The sequence below is a fragment of the Nonomuraea sp. PA05 genome (genome assembly GCF_008086045.1).
In the GTDB taxonomy this organism is placed as follows: domain Bacteria; phylum Actinomycetota; class Actinomycetes; order Streptosporangiales; family Streptosporangiaceae; genus Nonomuraea; species Nonomuraea monospora.
Window position 1 is genome coordinate 23,433 of sequence record NZ_VSEY01000060.1, and the last position, 17,207, is coordinate 40,639.

Here is a 17,207-nt window from a genome sequence, read left to right on the forward strand (position 1 = left end):
CGGAGGCGGCATGACGGGGCAGTCGCGGATCGGGCTCGCGGAGACCCTCGGCCAATTACGGGCGGAGCTGGCCGAAGCGCAGGCGGGGGGCGCGGACGAGCGCCTGCGCTTCGAGATCGCCGAAGCCGAGGTGGAGTTCCAGGTGGCGGTGTCGCGTGAGGCGACACCCGGCGGGAAGATCAAGTTCGAGGTGGTCGCCGTCGGCGGGGTGGAGTTGGGCGCGGACGGGAAGCTCTCGAAGGAGACGACCCACCGGATCACCCTGAAGCTCGCCGTCAAGGACGGCGCGACCGGCCGCAACGCGGAGGTGACGGACGAGACCGCCCGCCGCTGGGGCGGCTGATGGACCGGGCCTGCCTCGCCGACGTCCGCGCGGGCACGCTCGACGAGGTCGTACGCTCCGGCTCCGGCTACCGGATCGGCCCGAGCCTCATCCTGACCGCGCGGCACAACGTCGTGGCCGACGGCGTCGCGCTGCCGAGGATCGTGGTGCTGCTCGGCCATCCGAGGGACCGGCCGCCCACCCGCCATGACGCGACCCTGCTGGACTGGCACGCCCCGGACGGCGCGGACGTGGCGCTGCTGCGCATCGACGCTCCCGTGTCGCCGGCCGCTCCGGCGCGCTGGGGCCGGATGACCGGCTCCGACCCGGTCGGCTACACCGGCTGGGGATTTCCGCGGTTCGCCGGGTACGGCACCGGCGACCGTCAGGTGGAGCAACTCTCCGGCATGATCAACCCCGACTCGATCGGGGCCGGCGGCGGCCTGCCCGTCGATCAGCACGCCTTCCCCGACACCGGCGGGCACCCGTGGAGCGGGGTGTCCGGGGCCGCGGTGTTCGGCGCGTCCGCCGGGCTGCTCATCGGCGTGATCGTCTACGACGACACCGCGTTCGCCAACCGCCGCCTGCACATGATCCCCGTGACGGCGTTCCTGCACGACCAGGACTTCGGGCGGCTGATCGAGGACGACACCGGCCTGCGCCCCGAGATCGAGCCGGTCGAGCTGCACGACCTGTTACGGGGCCGGCCGATCGAGCCCCGCGCCGGAACCCCCGGCTCGCTGCTCGCCGCCGGCCAGGAGACGGTGCCGTTCCACGGCCGCGGGGAACTGCTCGACGAGCTGGCCCGCTGGCGGGACGACGACCGGCCGTTCTCCATCAAACTGATCACCGGCGAGGGCGGGCAGGGCAAGACCAGGCTCGCCGGAGAGCTGCTCCGCCGCACCCCCGAGCACTGGATCACCGGCTTTCTCGGCTCCGCCGACGACGACGCGGCACGCGTGCTGACCCGCGGCAACCATCCGGCCCTCATCGTGGCCGACTACGCCGAGGCCACCTCGCACCGCGTCGCCGCGCTGCTCGGCACGCTGCTCCACACCCCGCCCAGGCGGAACGTCCGCCTCCTGCTGCTGGCCCGCACCGAGGGCGCCTGGTGGGACAACCTGCGCGCCCGGCTCGAACGCGAGGCGCCGCACGCGCTGACGCCCGCCGTGCGGCTGACACCCCTGGCCGGGAACCGGGAGGAGCGGCAGGCCGAGTACGAGCGGGCGGTGGAGGTCTTCGCGGCCAGGCTCCTGCGCCTGCCCGGCCTGCCGCAGGCCGACTGGCCGGCCCTGGCCGGCCAGGTGCGCGCCGCCCCGCCGCCCGACCTGGACGCGGAGGCGTTCGGCAACGCCCTCACCGTGCACATGGCGGCGATGAACGCCCTGCTCCGCGCGTCCGGAGGGCAGGAACCCGCCGCCGACCCCGAGCACGAGCTGGCCCATCACGAGCGCGCCTACCTCTACCGGCTCGCCGCCCGGCGCAACCTGCTGCGGCCGGGGATCCTGTCCACCCGGCTCGACGACGACGAGCGCAGGGCCGAGTCGCTGCGCGCGCTGGACCGGGCCGTCGCCGGGCTCATCCTGATCGGCCAGTCCGGCTGCGACCCCGGCCGGGCGTCGTCCGTCGCCGCGCTGGCGAGCGAGCCGTACGCGGAGGAGGTGGTGCGCTGGCTGGCCGCCCTCTACCCGCCTTCCGAGCAGGACCGCGGCGAGGGCCTGGTGCTCGGGCCGCTCCTGCCCGACCGCCTGGCCGAACGGCTGCTCGGCCAGATCCTGGCCGAGTCCGAGGACACGCTGCTCACCAGGATCGCCGCACTCGCCCGGGACGGCGACGGCGCGGGGGACGTCCTGCACGTGCTCGCCCGCACCGCCGAACGCCCGCTCTTCCTCGCGGCGACCGACGCCCGCATCCAGCGACTGATCGCGGAGGTGCCCGCGCCCTACGCCGAGGAGGCACAGCTCGTAGCGCTGTACGTCGACCGGCCCGACCCGCTGCTCGAAGGGCTGGCCAGGCTCGGCGCGCAGGACCCCGCCGAGCTGAAGCGCCGCCTGTGGGCGGTCGCCGGCGTCTTCCCGACGGGCGCGGTGAGCACGCTGTGGGGCGGCCTCTACCTCGCGGAGCTGCAGAGCCTGCTCTTCACCGAGCTGGCCGAGGCGGACCGCGACACCTACCTCCCCGACATGGCGCGCTCGCTCATCAACCACGGCTCACGGCTCGCCGACACCGGCCAGTTCGCGCAGGCGCTCGCCGTCAGCGAGCAGGCCGTCCGGCACTGCCGCGAGCTGGTGGCGCGGGACCGCGCCGCCCACCTGCACGACCTGAGCACCGCGCTCGGCAACCACGCCAGCCACCTGTCGAACAACGGCCGCAGGGCCGAGCCGCTCACGGTCAGCGAGGAGGCGGTTCGCCTGCGCCGGGAGCTGGCCGCCGGCGGTCAGGACGCCAACGTGTTCGACCTGACGTTCGCGCTGAACAACCACACGGCCTATCTCGCCGAGCTCGGCCGCTTCGCCGAAGCGCTGCCCGCGGCCGAGGAGGCGCTCCGGCTGCGGCGCGAGCTGGCCGAGCGCGACGCCGACCGCTACCTGCCCGAGCTGGCCGCACTGCTCAGCGACTACTCGATCACCTTGACCGGCATCGGCCGCACCGACGAGGCCTGCTCCGCGAGCGCCGAGTCCATCCGGATGCACCGCGAGCTGGTTCCCGCCGACGCGGACGTCTACCTGTCCGGCCTGGCCAGGGCGCTGAACCGGCACGCGATGGCCCTCATCAGGGCCGGCCGGCCCGGCGAGGCCTTCGCCGGCCTCGACGAGGCCATCGGCCACCTGCGCCACCTGACCGAGCTCAACCGGACCGTCTTCCTCGACGAGCTGGCCGTGGCACTGAGCAACCACGCCATCTGCCTGGCGGAGACCGGCCGCCCGCACGAGGCCGTGACCGCGATCGAGGAGGTCGTCCTCCTGTTCCGCGAGCTGGTCGAGTACCACCGGGAGAGCTACCTGCACCGCCTGGCGGGGGCGTTGATGACGCGGGCCGAGTCGCTGGTGGCGGCCGGACGGGCGGCGGAGGCGCTGCCCGCCGGGCGGGAGGCCGTCGGCCACTACCGTGAGCTGGCCGCCGCCGACAGGGACGGGTTCCTCGCCGACCTGGCCGCCTCCCTGGACACGCAGGCCAGGAACGAGGCCAGGGCCGGACGCCTCGAGGAGGCGGCGGCCTGCGCCGGCGAGGCGATCCGCCTGTTCGAGGAGCTCGCAGGGACGGACCCCGGCGCCTTCCTCGACGATCTCGGCCAGGCGCTCGCCTTCTCCCTGCACGACCTGACCGGCGTGGCCGGGCCGAAGGAGCGGATCTCGATCAGCGAGAGGCTCGTCCGGGTCCGCAGGCAGCAGGCCGGGCACGACCGCGAGACCTACCTGCCGGACCTCGCCGTCGCCCTCGGCAACCACACGGTCGCCCTCGCCGCCGACGGGCGGTACGCCGAGGCCGTGGCGGACGGGGAGGAGGAGGTCAGGCTCTGGCAGGAGCTCGTGGAACGGGATCGGGACGCCAACCTGTACGACCTGGCCCTCACCTACGGCAACCTGTCCGTCGGCTACTCCAAGATCGGCCGGGCCGCCGACGCCGTCGCCGCAGCCGAGCAGGCCGTCCTGCTCCATCGCGAACGGGCCGTGCCGGAGGAGCTGTCCACGGCCCTGCTCAAGCTCGCCAGCCGCCTGACCGAGGCAGGCCGCCACGAAGACGCCATCGACCGGCTGCGGGAGCTGGCCGAGCTCGACCGCGCCGCCAACCTGCCTTATCTGGCCCGCGGGCTGACCGACCACGCGACCCGTCTCGCGGACGCCGGGCGTCCCGCCGACGCCCTGGCCGTGAGCGAGGAGGCGGTGCGGCTCTGCCGCGAGCTGCCGGGTCCCGCCGATCCGGCCGTCGCGGCGGACGACCACGGCAACCGGCTCGCCGACCTGGCCGTCGCGGCGGACGACCACGGCAACCGGCTCGCCGACCTGGCCGTCGCGGTGAACAACCACGGCAACCGGCTCGCCGATCTCGGCCGCTTCGACGAGGCCGTCACGGCGGGCACGGAGGCCGTGCGGCTCAGGCGGGACCTGGACGAGCCCGATCGGGTCACCTACCTGGCCGAGCTGGCGAGCGCGCTGAACAACCTGGCGGGGCACCTGGCGGGCGCGGCGCGTCCCGGCGACGTCGTGCCGGTCAGCGAGGAGGTCGTACGCTGCTACCGCGAGCTGGCCGGGCCCGGCCCCGGCACGCACCTGCCGGACCCGGACCTGCGGAACCCCGGCGCGTACCTGCCAGAACTGGCCACCTCGCTCGGCAATCACGCCAACGCGCTGGCGGAGGCGGGCCACCTCCCCGAGGCCGTCGCCGCGGGCGAGGAGTCCATCCGCCTGCACCGCGCGCTGGCCGCCGGCGACCGTGCCCGCTACGTCCGCGACCTGGCCATGGCCCTGAACGACCAGGGCGGGCGGCTGGCCGACACCGGCCGGATCGACGAGGCGCTGTCCGCCGACGAGGAGGCCGTCCGGCTGCACCGCGAGGCGGCCGGACTCGACCCCGGCGCAGACCCGCTCCATCTGGCGGGCTCCCTGTTCAACCTCTCGGTCCACCTGGCCAGGGCGGGCCGCCCGCACGAGGCCAGGCCCGCGGCGGAGGAGTCCGTGCGCCTGTACGAGACGCTGGTGGAGGCCGACCCCGACGCCTACGTCTTCGAATACGCCCAGAGCCTCGGGGCGTACGGCTCGGTGCTGGTCACGGCCGGGCTGCACCGCGAGGCGGTCATGCCGTTGGTGGCGGCGTTCGGCGTGAGCCAGCAGATCCAGGAGGCCGGCGAGACGCTCCTTCCGCTCCTCGTCCATGATCTGACGGTCGCCTACCGGGGCGATCCCGAGGGCGTCGTCGCCGAGTTCGAGGCGGTCACCGGTGAGGCCTTCCCCGACTGGATCAGGTGACAGCACCGGGCGGCCCGGCAGCCTCCGCCTCACGGCTCCAGCTCGTGAGGCCGGCCGGCTTGGCGGTGGCGCGGGTGAGCGTGGCGTGCACGATGAGCCGCCGGTCGTTGCGGAGCTTGGGATGGCAGGTGGTGAGGGTCATGACGGCCGCCGTGGGCGCGGCGCCCGGCCGGTGCGGGTCGGGGGACAGGACCTCGCTCTGCGTGGGACGCACCACGCGGCTGCCGGTGACGCGGTAGACGTACCAGCCGGTTCTGGTCTCCACGACGACGGGATCTCCGGGGCGGAGCCGGTCGAGGTCCCAGAAGACGCCACGCAGCCGGTGACCCGCGACGGCGAAGTTGCCGGTCTCTCCCGGCTGGGCGGTGCCCGGGTAGTGGGCGGGGCCCTTGCGCAGCTCCCTCTCCGAGACGCCTTCGAGCACCACCCACTTGAGTCCGAGCGTGGGCGTGTGCAGCCGGGAAGCGGGCTGACCGGCGACGGGCGGGAGAGGGGACGGCGTCTGTTCGGCGGGCTGGGCGTCCGGGGGTGGCGCCTGCCACTGGGCTTCGAGCGTTCTGTCCAGCTCCCGTTGTGCTGAGCCGACCTCCAGGGGCTTGCCGTACACGAGGTAGGCGGGCATGCACGTGGACGCCGAGCGCCCCGTCCTCGAAGGCGACGCCGACGACGTCCACGTGGCCCTCGCCGAGCACCACCTAATCGGCGGGCGCGGCCAGGACGACGGCCGTCAGGCCGGTTAACAGGGCAGCACTTACTGACATGTCATGACCTCCATGGGTTTGACCGGATGTAGGAGATCAACGTAGCCGAAAGATAATCGTTTTCATTTTCAAGATGGCCGAATCCAGGATTCGGGGCCGCCGGATGACGACGGCCCGTTGGGGTCTATGATCATCGGCACCCGTCACGAGGAGGAGCCCCCGCATGGATCGCAGACGTTTCCTGGCCCTGGCAGGCGCAGCCGGTCTGGGTGCCGCGACAGGACACGTCACCCCGGCCCAGGCCGCGAGCCATCCCAGCTACGACGGTGGCGTCCCCGCCGAAATGCACACCAAGCTGGCCGAGCTGGCCCCGTACGGCGTCACCGCGCTCGCGTTCACCCCCTCCGGCGGCTGGGTGATCGTCACCCAGGACGGCCGCTACTTCGCCCGCGGCATCCCGGACGCCTGCTTCACCGAGATCGGCAAGCTCTCCGGCGCCGGTCGGAAGATCAACTGCGTGGCCTTCCCGCCCGAGGGCGGCGACCGCTGGGTGATCACGACCGACCGGGGCGTGACGGCGCGCGGCCTCCCCACCGCCTGCAAGCAGCGCATCGACGCCTTCTACACGGCCGGGCAACAGGTCGTGGACGTCGCCTTCCCGCCGGCCGGCGGCGACCGCTGGGTGGTGACCGCCTCCGCCGGCTACTACGCCAAGGGCGTGGACGACGAGTGCTACCAGATGATGCGCAACCTCACCCAGGGCGGGCGCCGCATCACCCGCGTCGCCTTCCCCCGCGCCGGCGGCTGGACGGTCGTGGCCCAGGACGAGTTCTTCGCCCGCGGCATCCCCGACGCCTGCTTCGACCGCATGAACACCCTGGCCGGCGGCGGCTGGCAGGTGCACAACGCGGCCTTCTCCCCGTCCGGCGGCTGGGCGCTGGCCTCGCGCGGCAAGGCCCCGGCGCTGCCCGCCGACAAGGTGCGCCAGGTCGAGAACGCGGTCGGCGGCGCGACGATCTGGCAGCGCATGAGCGCCCACAAGACGCCGGGGGTCGCCGTCGCGGTGGTCACCGGCAACAAGATCGCCTGGTCGACCGGCTACGGGTGGCTGGAGGCCGGCGGCGCGGCGGCGGCCCATCCGGAGACCGCGTTCCAGGCCGCCTCCATCAGCAAGGCCGTCACCGCGGTCGGCGTCCTGCGCCTGCTGCAGACCCGCGAGATCGCGCTCGGCGCCGACATCCGCCCCCACCTCGGCTGGGACCTGCCCCGCCGCTCCTGCGTCACCTCCACGGCGGCGCCCACGATCGACCGGCTGCTGACCCACCGGGCCGGCGTGATCGGCCGCGGCTCCACCAGCCCCGCCGACGCCTGCGCCGGGTTCGCGGCGGGCGGCGGCGGCTTCCCCGGCTACGGCCCGGACGCCACCGTGCCCACGCTGCTGCAGGTCATGAACGGCGCGGGCAACACCCCCAAGATCGAGCTGACCACCGCGCCGGGCGCCGAGTACCACTACTCGGGCGCCGGTTTCGTGCTCCTGCAGCGGATGGTGGAGCAGCAGAGCGGGACGACGCTGGCCGCGTACATGCAGAAGGAGGTCTTCGCCCCGCTCGGCATGACCACCAGCTCGTACGCCCTCACGCCCGCCTTCGAACTGGCCTCGGGCCACACCTCCACCGGCGCGGTGATCCCCGGCGAGCGCAACCGCTACCCGGAGTCGGCCGCCGCCGGCCTCTACACCAACGTGCTGGACCTGTGCCGCCTGATCTCCTACCTCAACCGCGCCTACACCGCCTCCGCCGACCTGGCCGGGCCGCTCACCAGGGCCTCGGCCCGCACCCTGCTCACCCAGGGCCCGCAGCCCGGCATGGGGCGCGGCCTGTTCCTCGCGGGCACGGGCACCGACGGCTTCTCCTACAGCCACGACGGGTCCAACTACGGCTTCAAATCCCTGTTCACCGGCTATCCGAAGCTCGGCGCGGGCTTCGCGATCCTGGCCAACGGCAGCAGCGCGAGCCTGGTCACCGAGATCGCCGCCGCCGTCAAGAAGGTGTACGGCTGGGCCTGAGCCCCAAAGCGTCCGGAGCGTCGCCCGCGCCGGCAGCAGGTGCGGGGCCGGGCGCCGGGGCGGTGGCCGCGGCGTCCGGGCGGCTGGTGCCCGGCACGTTGCGCGAGCAGCCCGAGGTGGTCGTGACCGGCACCAGCTCAAGCCAGGCGTTCCACCCGCGATCAGGGCTGCAGTACGAACCGGTAGCGGGCTCGTCCTTCGCGCAGCCGGCGCACCGCGAGGTCTGCCTGCTCCAGCGGCAGGTGTTCGAGGCGCGGCCGGACGGCGTTGGCGGCGGCGAAGCGCATGGTGTCCTCGATGTCGGCAGGGGTGCCGGTGAGGTGTCCGGTGATGCTCTGCGCGTTCATCACCAGGTGCGCGACCGATACCTGGACGGCGCCGCCGTCCACGCCGATCAGGGTGAGCCGTCCGCGTGGGCGCAGGCCGCTCAGCAACGCGCTGATCGGCTCGGAGGCGGGCGCCGTGCACAGGATCAGGTCGGCGCCGCCGAGCTGCGCCAGCGTCGGGCCCGCGTCGTGTGTCGTGGCGTCGATGTAGTGGCGAGCCCCCAGTTGGTGGGCGTCGTGCTCGCGGCCGGTGCCGCGGGCGATCGCGACGACCTGGTGTCCCATGCGGGCGGCGAACTGCACGGCGAGATGGCCGAGACCGCCGAGGCCGTAGACGGCGACGCGGGAGCCGGGCGGCAGGCATGCCTCGCGCAGCGCGGTGAACGTGGTCACGCCGGCGCATCCCATCGGCGCCGCGTCGGCCGCGTTCAAGCCGTCGGGGATGCGGGCGAGCGCGTCGACGGGAACGGTCACCGTCTCGGCCCAGCCTCCCGGGTAGGCGAGGCCCGGGATGCGGCGTTGCCGGCAGTGCACCTGGTCGCCGGTGCGGCAGGCCTGGCAGTGGCCGCAGCTGCCGCCGGACCAGCCGACCGCGACCCGATCGCCCGGTTCCCAGCCGGCCTCGGCTGCGCCGGTCGCCTCGATCACGCCGGCGATCTCGTGTCCCGGCGTGATCGGGAAGCCGCCGGCGGGATTGGAGGCACTCACGGTGCCGAGGTCGGCGCCGCACACCCCGCTCGCGGCCACCCGCACCCGGGCCCAGCCGGGCTCAGGATCGGTCATCGCCACCTCGACGGGACGCAGCGGGCCGCCGGGTTCGGTGACCGCCATGCGGCGGAACATGAGCGACAACGTTGCTTCCCCTCGTGCGTCCGAACACGTATGCACGAACGGTATGGCCGGCCAGGTGAGCGGCGGTAGGTGAGCGGTGCGAATCGGGTGATAACCTCCGGCTATGACCGGGCGGCTGAACCTGGAGGCGCTGCGGTATGCGCGGTCGGTGGCGCACGCCCGCTCGTTCTCGGCGGCCGCGCGCGCTCACGGGATCACGCAACCGGCGTTGTCGAACGCGGTCGCCCGGCTGGAGGAGCGCCTCGGGGTGCGGTTGTTCGAGCGGTCCACCCGGGGCGTGACCTTGACCGCCGAGGCGGCACGCCTGATCCCGCTCATCGACACCGCCCTGTCGGCGCTGGACGCGATCACCGCCGAGGCGCGCCGGATGGCCGACCCGCAGGCGCCCCGGATCCGGCTGGGCGTGTCCCCGCTGATCAGCCCCGACCTGGTCGCCCGGGCCTTCGCCGCGGTGCGCAGGCTGCCGGTGCCGGGAGAACTGGTGCTGCGGGAGGCGAACATGGCCGACCTGCACGACGCCCTCGCCGCGGACGAGCTCGACATCGTCCTGATCCCGTCGGTGAACCCGCTGCCCCGCTTCGAGCACCGCATCATCCACTCCGAGCCGGTCGTCGTGATCGATGCCCACGCACGGGCGTCCTCGGCGGTGGAGCTGAACGACACCGCTGACGCGCAGTTCATCCTGGTCCCGGACGCGTGCGGGCTGACCCGGTTCACCACCCAGCTGTTCCGCGAGCACGACCTGCCGCTGCGCGCCTACCCGGGCGAGGCCGGCGGATACCAGGTCCTCGAACAGTGGGTCGGCCTCGGCCTGGGGGCGGCGATCCTGCCCGAGTCCAAGCTGTCGGACGCGGGCCTGCCCGCGCGCCCGCTGCTCGACGACGGGCAGCCGGTCGAGCTGTTTTACGAGGCGGTGTGGGATCCCACGTCCCGCTACGCGGCCGACCTGAGCCGGCTCGCCGAATCGCTCGGCGATAACGTCCGCCTATAGCCGTATTCGTATCGCCGGCCTACCGGACTACGCAAAACGGACATAGCTTCGGCGCATGGCCCACGCTGCGGGCCATCACACCTGACGCCGGAACGAGGACACCCATGGCCTACCTGCAGATCACCCTGAGCGTCAACGCGGACGACCGTGCCGCGGCGGCCGGCGTCTACCAGCGCTTCAGGAAGCCGTTCCTGGACACGGTCGCGGGCGCCGAGAGCAAGGAACTGCTCGTTCGAGAGCAGGACGTGCAGGTCCTGCACGGGTTCGCCACCTCCGCCGACGCGCAGGCGTACCTTTCCACGGAGCTGTTCACCCGAGACGTCGTCACCGCCCTGCGGCCCTACCTGAACGCGGCACCGGACGTGCGCATCTACGAGACCGCCTGACGCCGCCGCCCCCAACGGCGGGGCCTCCGCCCGCCAGGCATGCAGCCTGACCAGAAAGCATGTGCTCCGGCGGGCGGAGCGACTGAGCGCCGATCTCACCTCATCTACATCGCGGGGCGCCCGTCCGGGCCGCAGCCGCCCCACGTCACGCAGACAAGGACGCTCGTGTCTGAGCCCGAGAACACGGCCGGCACCGGCCCCACAACCTCCGTCCCAGCGCGGGCGGCCATCGAGGCCGTTCAGCGGCGCACGATGATCGTGCTGGTCATCACACAGATCGTCGGCACCGTAGGGGTGGGCGTCGCCCCCTCGATCGGGATCCTGCTGGCCGGCGCGGTCACCGACAACGAAGCCTGGGCGGGCCTGGCCCGCACCGCGAGCACGCTCGACGCGGCGCTGCTCGGCCTGCCGCTGGGCACCCTGGCCGCCCGCCGCGGACGCCGGGTCGCCGCGGCGCAGTGGAGCCTGGTCGTGCCGCTGTTCGCCGGGCTGCTGCTGATCGGTGTCGGCCTGGCGGTGAGCCTGCAGTCACGCTTCGCCGCCACCGATCTCGCCCGGCCGCACCACAAGGCCCGTTCGCTGGCCCTGATCGTCTGGGTGGGCACCCTCGGCTCCGTGCTCGGCCCGAACCTCGGCGTGCCCGGCGAGCTCATCGGCGCCGCCACCGGCCTGACCGTGTACGCCGCGGCCTTCCTCATCGCCGCGCTCTGCCTGGCCCTGGCCGGGCTGATCGTGTGGGTGTGGCTGCGTCCGGACCCGCTACTGTTCGGCGGACAGGCGGCGGCCCCTGCCGCCGGGAAGCCGGGCCGCATCCGGCAGGTGCTCGCCGAACTGCGCGGCAACCAGCGGGCCCGGGTGGCGGTGCTCGCGATCCTCACCGCCCAGGGGGTGATGGTCGCGATCATGACGATGACTCCGGTCCACCTCACCCACCACGGCGGCTCGATCACCCTCGTCGGCATCACGATCAGCCTGCACATCGTCGGCATGTACGCCCCGGCCCCGCTCGTCGGACTGATCGCCGACCGCTACGGGCACCGGCCGGCGATCAGCGCCGGGCTCACCATCCTGACCGCCTCGCTCCTGATCGGCGCCCTGAAGCCCGACGACACCGGCTGGATCATCACCTCGCTGATCCTGCTGGGCATCGGCTGGTCCTTCGTCAACGTCGCCGGGTCCGCGCTGTTCAACGCCGCCGTCTCCGCCGAGACCCGCGCCTCCTCCCAGGGCGGCGTCGACGCGCTGTCGAACCTGTGCGGAGCCGCCGCGGCCTTCGCGTCCGGACCGCTGCTGGCCGTCAGCAGCTTCTCCCTGCTGGCCGTCCTGGCCCTCATCGCGCTCCTTCCACTCGCCATCCTCATGGCCGGCCGTGCCCTCGCCCGCCAGAGCGCCTGACTCCGCCCGCCGACCACCGCCGTCACCTCGGCCCGAGAAGGGAGGCGCACATGGCGCCATTCACCTGCCAGCACGACGTCGTCGTGGTCGGTGCCGGCCCGGCCGGCCTCACGGCCGCGGCGGCCCCGCACGCGGCCGGGCTCGACACGGTGTGCGTGGAGGCCCGCGATCGCACGGGAGGACGGCCCGCGAGCACCGGCGACGCGCTCGCCCAGCGACCCGCCGGCGTCCAGCGGATCACCGGCAACCCCATCGACGCGCCCGCCTACCGGTACGGGCCGGGCGCCGCGGCACTGACCGCGGCACTGACCGCGGGCCTGGCGGCCCAGCTTCCTGACAACGCGCTGCGCCTGTCCACCCCGGTCACCGGCATCCGCCGCGACGTGGACACGGTCGAGGTGCGAACGGCTGCCGGACGCCTGAACGCCGGCCAGGTCGTCCTGGCGATCGCACCCGCCGGCCAGGACGCCGCACAGCCCGAAGCGTTGCACGTCCAGGACCGGAGCAGCCAACGATGGGCCGCATCGCCCGGGATCCGGCACCTGACAGACTACGACCTGTTCGGCCACCCGCTTCTACCAGCGGCCGGCGCTGGCCGGTTGCACGGGGCATCGACCGAAACCGCCACCGGCTGCGCCGGACACGTCGAAGGCGCCCTCCTGGCCGGCGAACGAGCCGCCCACGCCGTCCTCACCGCCCGAACCGCGTACCGGCCGGTCCGGCACACCACTGCCCGCCCACCGACGATCGGATGTGACCTCGATGTATGAGATCCCGCAACTGCTGACCGAGTACGACCGCGCCCGCGCCTACACCGACGAACTGTGGCGCGACCTGACCACCGACGAGCTTCACTGGCGCCCCGAGCAGAACTTCAGCCCCATCGGCTGGCACCTCGGCCACCAGGCCCACGTGGCCCACTTCATGATCCGCAACCTCACCGCGGCCGAACCGAGCCCCGCCCCCGACCTGGACGACCTCATGGACTCCGCCAACCCCGAAGCCGGCCGGCTGCCCTTGCCCGACCCCCGGCGACTGGCCGGCTTCCGCGCCACTGTCGGCGAACGGGTCCACGCCCGCATGAACGCCATCGGCGCCGGAGACGTCGGCGCCCCCGCCCAACTCAAGATCATCGCTCAGACGCTGCTCATGGCCATCATCAACCACGAGTACCAGCACGACCGCTGGATCGGCGAGGTCCGCAACCGCGACCTCGGCCACGCCCTGCCCGACGACCCTGCCTCCGACCTCCTCACCACCGTCGACGGCTACCTGGTCGTGTGCGGCTGGAACCACTGAAAAGCACACATCCATGCCTGACCCACGTGACATGGCGGCGGGCTTCAAGGCGCCGTGCCGACCGGACCGCCCCCTCCAGACCGCAAGGAGTAGCCGCTCGGGGTGACCTGCCCGCAGTACCTTGTGCTGGTGTTGCCGTGGCAGCACGAGCAGAGCACCGTCCGCGAGCTGGGCGACGCGCTCCGCCTCCACCTCCGCCAGAGCCACCGCCAGAGCCACCGCCACCGCCCGGGGCCGCGTCGCGCCGGCCGCTTCGCCGAACGCCCCGCCCCATCGCGCCGTTCGCGCCGAAAGTCGGGGGCAAAAGTCGCGTGCCAGAGGACCAAAGTCCCTCCGACAGGGGAGAGAGGCCTCTAAGCGGCGGCCCCCCGCCGCGAGAGCGTGAGAGGAACCGGACACGCGGAGGCGGCGATGCGCAGGGACGATCTCGGTGTGCTGGTCGGCTACGACGGCTCGTCCTCGGCGCGGGAAGCCCTGCGCTGGGGTGCCGCCGAGGCCGCCGGCAGACGGCTCCCCCTCACCGTGTGCCACGTGTGGGACCGGCCGCATCCGGAGTGGCCGGACGAGGTGGTGCCGCTCGAACTCGTCCGCCGCCCCGCCCAGCAGCTGGTCAAGGACGCCGCCGCCTGGGCCGTCCGGCAGCATCCCACCGTCCCGGTCAACACGCTGACCGACCGGGGCGCCGCCGCGGCGCTGCTGACCGAGCTGTCCGCGCGGGCCGCGCTGATCGTGCTGGGCACCCGCGGGTTCGGCGAGGTCAGAGGTGTCACGGTGGGCTCGGTCAGCGGTCACGTCGCCGCCCACGCCCGCTGCCCGGTGATCGTCATGCGGGGGAGCCCGGAGGAACGCGCCGCCCGCGAGGTGCTGGTGGGCTTCGACGGCTCGCCGGCGTCCGGGGCCGCGCTCGGCTTCGCCGCCATGGAGGCGGCCCGGCTGGACGCCCGGCTGCGGGTCCTGCTCGCCCGGCGCGAGCGCGATCCTGGCCCGCGAGGGGGAAGCGTCCAGGCCCAGAGCACCGCCTGGCACGAACTCATCAGCAGGCAGCGGGCCTTTCCCCCGCTGGAGGCCGCGGTCGTCGTCGTGGACGAGCCCGCGCGGCGGGCGCTGCTGGAGGCGTCGCGCAAGGCGTGCCTGCTGGTGGTCGGCGCGCGCGGCCTGGGCGAGGGCCTGGGTGAGGGACGCGGGCCGGTGCTCGGCTCCGTCAGCCAGGCCATGGTGCACCACGCGCCGTGCCCGGTCGCCGTGGTCCACCACCAGCCCTGACCCCTCACCACGCGCCGGACGGCCGTTCGGCTCCTGACCGCCGGGACTTACGGCCCTGCACAGCGTCCCTCGCATCGGATCTGATGGCTGTGATGACAGAGGAGGACGCCATGATCGTTGTGGGGGTCGACGGTTCCCTGCCCGCACGTGCCGCGGTGGCCTGGGCCGCCGGCGACGCCTTCCGCAGGCACCAGCCCCTGCTGCTGGTGCACGCGGTGGACCGGCAGCCGTACCAGATCTCGAAGTTCCCCGATCCCGACCGGCCCGACTCGTTGCGGCGCACCGGGCAGCGGGCGCTCAACGAGGCGGTGGCCCTGGTCCACGAGCGCCAGCCCAGCGTCGAGGTCACCACCGTGCTGGAGGACGGGGCGCCCGCGCTGGTTCTGCGCCAGCAGGCGAAGGCGGCCGCCGAGGTGGTGGTGGGCACCAGGGGGCTCGGCGGGATCACCGGCACCCTGCTCGGCTCGGTCAGCGACCACGTCGCCGGTCACGCCGAGGCGCCCGTCGTGGTCGTGCACGCCAAGTCGCGGCCGGTGCACGGGCAGGTCGTCGTGGGCGTCGCTGACACCCCCGAATGCCGGCCCGCCCTGGCCTATGCCTTCGAGCAGGCGGCGTTGCGGGGCAGCACGCTGCGGGCGGTGCACGCCTGGCGGCGGCCCGTGCGGGCGTTCGGGACCGAGCTTCCGCATGAGATGGAGGAGGAGCGGGCCGCGCGTGAGGAGACGGTGCGGGCCTGCTTGCGGCCGTTCACCCAGCGGTATCCGGACGTGAGCGTGGTCGAGGACGTGCGCTACGCCGACGCGGTCGAGGCGCTCACCCGTACCTCGGAGGAGGCGGACCTGCTGATCGTCGGGTCGCACGGGCGGGGCGTCGTCAGCGCGGCGCTGCTGGGGTCGGTCAGCAAGGGCGTGCTGCACCGCGCGCCCTGCACGGTCGCCGTGGTCCGAGGGGCGGGCTGACGTCCCGCCGGAAGAGCGGTGCGTCAACGGACGGCGCCGCCGCGGGCGGCAGGGCCCGCGGCGGCGTCGTCGTGCTTCCACGACAGCTCGTCCCGCACGGCGACGACCCCCTCGACGTTCCCGGCCAGGCTGACGGCGGTGACCGCCTGGCTGTGCTCGGCGCAAGTGCCGGTCAGGGTGCCGACGGCGTCGGGCACGGAGAGTCGGTCACGGAGACCCGGGCCTGGCCGGGCAGCACCTCGCACGCGCTGACGATCCCGACGACCCGTGTCATGGTCCTCTCCTGAGATGCTTGACCCGGACGATGCCGGGCACGGTGCCGGCCAGCAGGTCGGCGATGTGGTCGGCGTGCTCGTGCGGCGGCCCGCTCAGCTCGGCCACGCCGTCGCGCACGGTGACGTCCCAGCTCAGGCCGAACGGGTAGTGCTCGCGCAGCGCCTCGACGACCGCGCGGCGCAGCTCCTCGTCCGGACGGGCCAGCGTCGCCATCAGGTCGCGGCGGCTGACCATGCCGACGACCCGCTCGTCGCGGACCACGGGCAGGCTCTTGATCCGCTTGCCCACCATGAGGTCGATGACGTGGGTGACGTCGGTGGTCTCGGTGACGGTGACGGGCTCGCGGGTCATGACCTCCATGACCCGGCGCGGCGGCGGCTCGGGCGCGGCGCTCGGCGGCAGCATGGTGGCGCGCGGGTCCGCCTCGAACTCGCCGCGCAGCAGGTCCACCTCGCTGACCACGCCGACGAGACGGTCGCTGTCGTCGACGACGGGCGCGGCCGTGATGTCGTTGTCGTACAGGGTCCGGATGGCCCGCCGCACCGGGTCGGTGCGCCGGACCGTGATGGCCGGGCTGCTCATGACCTCGCGCACCAGCATGACTAGTACGTCTCCCACTTGGAGTCGTCCTGCTTCCAGGTGAGCTTGTCCACGACGTCCACCACGCCGTTGACCCGGCCGGCCATGCGGACGGCGATGGCGGTCTCGGTGCGCCGCTCCATCCACCCGGACAGCGTCACGATTCCCTGGTGAACGCCCACCTCGACGCCCTCGGTGTCCACCCACAGGCTCCGGTCGAGTACGTCCTCGCGCACCACGCGGGCGATCTCCTCGTCGGATCGGAGGAACAGCTTGACCAGGTCGCGGCGGCTGACGATGCCGACGAGCCGGCCGTCGCCGTCCACGACCGCCAGGCGCTTGACGTCGTGCGCGTCCATCAGGCGGGCGGCCTCGACCGTGGCGGCCTGGGGGGAGACGCGGACGGCGGGGCTGGTCATCAGCTCGCCGGCGGTGTCGCCCTCCGCCTTCTCCCGCCCCTTGGGGTGGCGCATGCGGGCGCGCAGCGGCGGCCGGTAGCCCTCGCGGTAGAACTGCTCCCTGAACTCCTCCTTGCGCAGCAGGTCCGCCTCGGACACCATGCCCAGCACGTGCCCGTCGTCGTCGACGACGGGGACGGCGCTGATGCCGCCGGCGATGAGCGCCTCGGCGATGTCCTTGAACGGGGTGGGGGCGGTGACGGTGACGACGTCGGTCGTCATGACGTCCGCGACGGTCAGGCGCATCGCGATCAGCTCTTCTCTCTGGCTCGGGGGTCTGTCGCCCTCATCACACCTCGCGAACTGCCCGGCGTTGAGGGGCGAAGGTCCCGAAACGGGACAGCCATCCGTCACAGGGCCGGTGCAAC

The 17,207-nt window shown here is 73.5% G+C and carries 15 protein-coding genes; 10 read left to right on the top strand and 5 right to left on the bottom strand.

Features of this window, described 5'->3' with window-relative positions; translation table 11 throughout:
* Nucleotides 1-10 precede the first annotated feature (10 nt).
* Nucleotides 11-343 (top strand): trypco2 family protein, encoded by a 333-nt coding sequence (locus FXF51_RS54090; protein WP_148442686.1) that lies wholly within the window; start codon nt 11-13, stop codon nt 341-343.
* Nucleotides 343-5,289 carry a tetratricopeptide repeat protein gene (locus FXF51_RS54095; RefSeq protein WP_148442688.1) on the top strand — a complete coding sequence of 1,649 codons (4,947 nt, stop codon included), beginning with the start codon at nt 343-345 and terminating at the stop codon, nt 5,287-5,289. Before FXF51_RS54090 ends, FXF51_RS54095 begins: the two co-directional genes overlap by 1 nt.
* Here the strand turns inward: FXF51_RS54095 and FXF51_RS54100 are convergent.
* A complete protein-coding gene (locus FXF51_RS54100; protein WP_148442690.1) occupies nt 5,282-5,911 on the bottom strand; it encodes a class E sortase in 630 nt (209 codons plus the stop codon). The genes FXF51_RS54095 and FXF51_RS54100 overlap by 8 nt on opposite strands.
* A 302-nt stretch (nt 5,912-6,213) precedes the next feature.
* Between FXF51_RS54100 and FXF51_RS54105 the strand changes: the two genes are divergently transcribed.
* Nucleotides 6,214-8,055: a serine hydrolase domain-containing protein gene (locus FXF51_RS54105; RefSeq protein ID WP_148442691.1), complete on the top strand. Its 1,842-nt coding sequence runs from the start codon at nt 6,214-6,216 to the stop codon at nt 8,053-8,055.
* Between the two features lie 161 nt (nt 8,056-8,216).
* On the opposite strand, the gene FXF51_RS54110 is transcribed toward FXF51_RS54105, so the two are convergent.
* A complete protein-coding gene (locus tag FXF51_RS54110; RefSeq protein WP_222871891.1) occupies nt 8,217-9,212 on the bottom strand; it encodes an alcohol dehydrogenase catalytic domain-containing protein in 996 nt (331 codons plus the stop codon).
* 124 nt (nt 9,213-9,336) lie between these two features.
* On the opposite strand from FXF51_RS54110, the gene FXF51_RS54115 reads away from it, so the two are divergent.
* From FXF51_RS54115 to FXF51_RS54145, 7 genes are all read left to right on the top strand, one after another.
* On the top strand, nt 9,337-10,224 hold the full coding sequence (locus FXF51_RS54115; protein ID WP_148442695.1) for a LysR family transcriptional regulator: 888 nt from the start codon (nt 9,337-9,339) through the stop codon (nt 10,222-10,224).
* Nucleotides 10,225-10,328: 104 nt separating this feature from the next.
* Complete coding sequence (locus FXF51_RS54120; RefSeq protein ID WP_148442696.1) at nt 10,329-10,610, top strand: hypothetical protein; 282 nt, start codon at nt 10,329-10,331, stop codon at nt 10,608-10,610.
* Between the two features lie 165 nt (nt 10,611-10,775).
* Nucleotides 10,776-12,005 carry an MFS transporter gene (locus FXF51_RS54125; protein WP_262380502.1) on the top strand — a complete coding sequence of 410 codons (1,230 nt, stop codon included), beginning with the start codon at nt 10,776-10,778 and terminating at the stop codon, nt 12,003-12,005.
* A 50-nt stretch (nt 12,006-12,055) separates the two neighbouring features.
* Nucleotides 12,056-12,775, top strand: a complete 720-nt coding sequence (locus FXF51_RS54130) for an FAD-dependent oxidoreductase (protein ID WP_148442697.1) — start codon at nt 12,056-12,058, stop codon at nt 12,773-12,775.
* Nucleotides 12,768-13,304, top strand: coding sequence for a DinB family protein (locus FXF51_RS54135; RefSeq protein WP_148442699.1), 537 nt, complete (start codon nt 12,768-12,770; stop codon nt 13,302-13,304). The genes FXF51_RS54130 and FXF51_RS54135 overlap by 8 nt, the downstream gene beginning before the upstream one ends.
* A 411-nt stretch (nt 13,305-13,715) precedes the next feature.
* A complete protein-coding gene (locus tag FXF51_RS54140) occupies nt 13,716-14,567 on the top strand; it encodes a universal stress protein (protein ID WP_148442702.1) in 852 nt (283 codons plus the stop codon).
* A gap of 110 nt (nt 14,568-14,677) precedes the next feature.
* On the top strand, nt 14,678-15,526 hold the full coding sequence (locus FXF51_RS54145) for a universal stress protein (RefSeq protein WP_148442703.1): 849 nt from the start codon (nt 14,678-14,680) through the stop codon (nt 15,524-15,526).
* 23 nt (nt 15,527-15,549) lie between these two features.
* Here the strand turns inward: FXF51_RS54145 and FXF51_RS54150 are convergent, their stop codons facing one another.
* The 3 genes from FXF51_RS54150 to FXF51_RS54160 all read right to left on the bottom strand — a co-directional run bounded on the left by FXF51_RS54150 (nt 15,550) and on the right by FXF51_RS54160 (nt 17,085).
* Entirely contained in the window at nt 15,550-15,723 is a 174-nt protein-coding gene (locus FXF51_RS54150) for a BON domain-containing protein (protein WP_148442705.1), read from the bottom strand.
* A gap of 73 nt (nt 15,724-15,796) precedes the next feature.
* Nucleotides 15,797-16,420 (bottom strand): HPP family protein, encoded by a 624-nt coding sequence (locus FXF51_RS54155; protein ID WP_148442707.1) that lies wholly within the window; start codon nt 16,418-16,420, stop codon nt 15,797-15,799.
* Complete coding sequence (locus tag FXF51_RS54160; protein ID WP_187415075.1) at nt 16,405-17,085, bottom strand: CBS domain-containing protein; 681 nt, start codon at nt 17,083-17,085, stop codon at nt 16,405-16,407. The genes FXF51_RS54155 and FXF51_RS54160 overlap by 16 nt, the downstream gene beginning before the upstream one ends.
* Nucleotides 17,086-17,207: the final 122 nt, after the last annotated feature.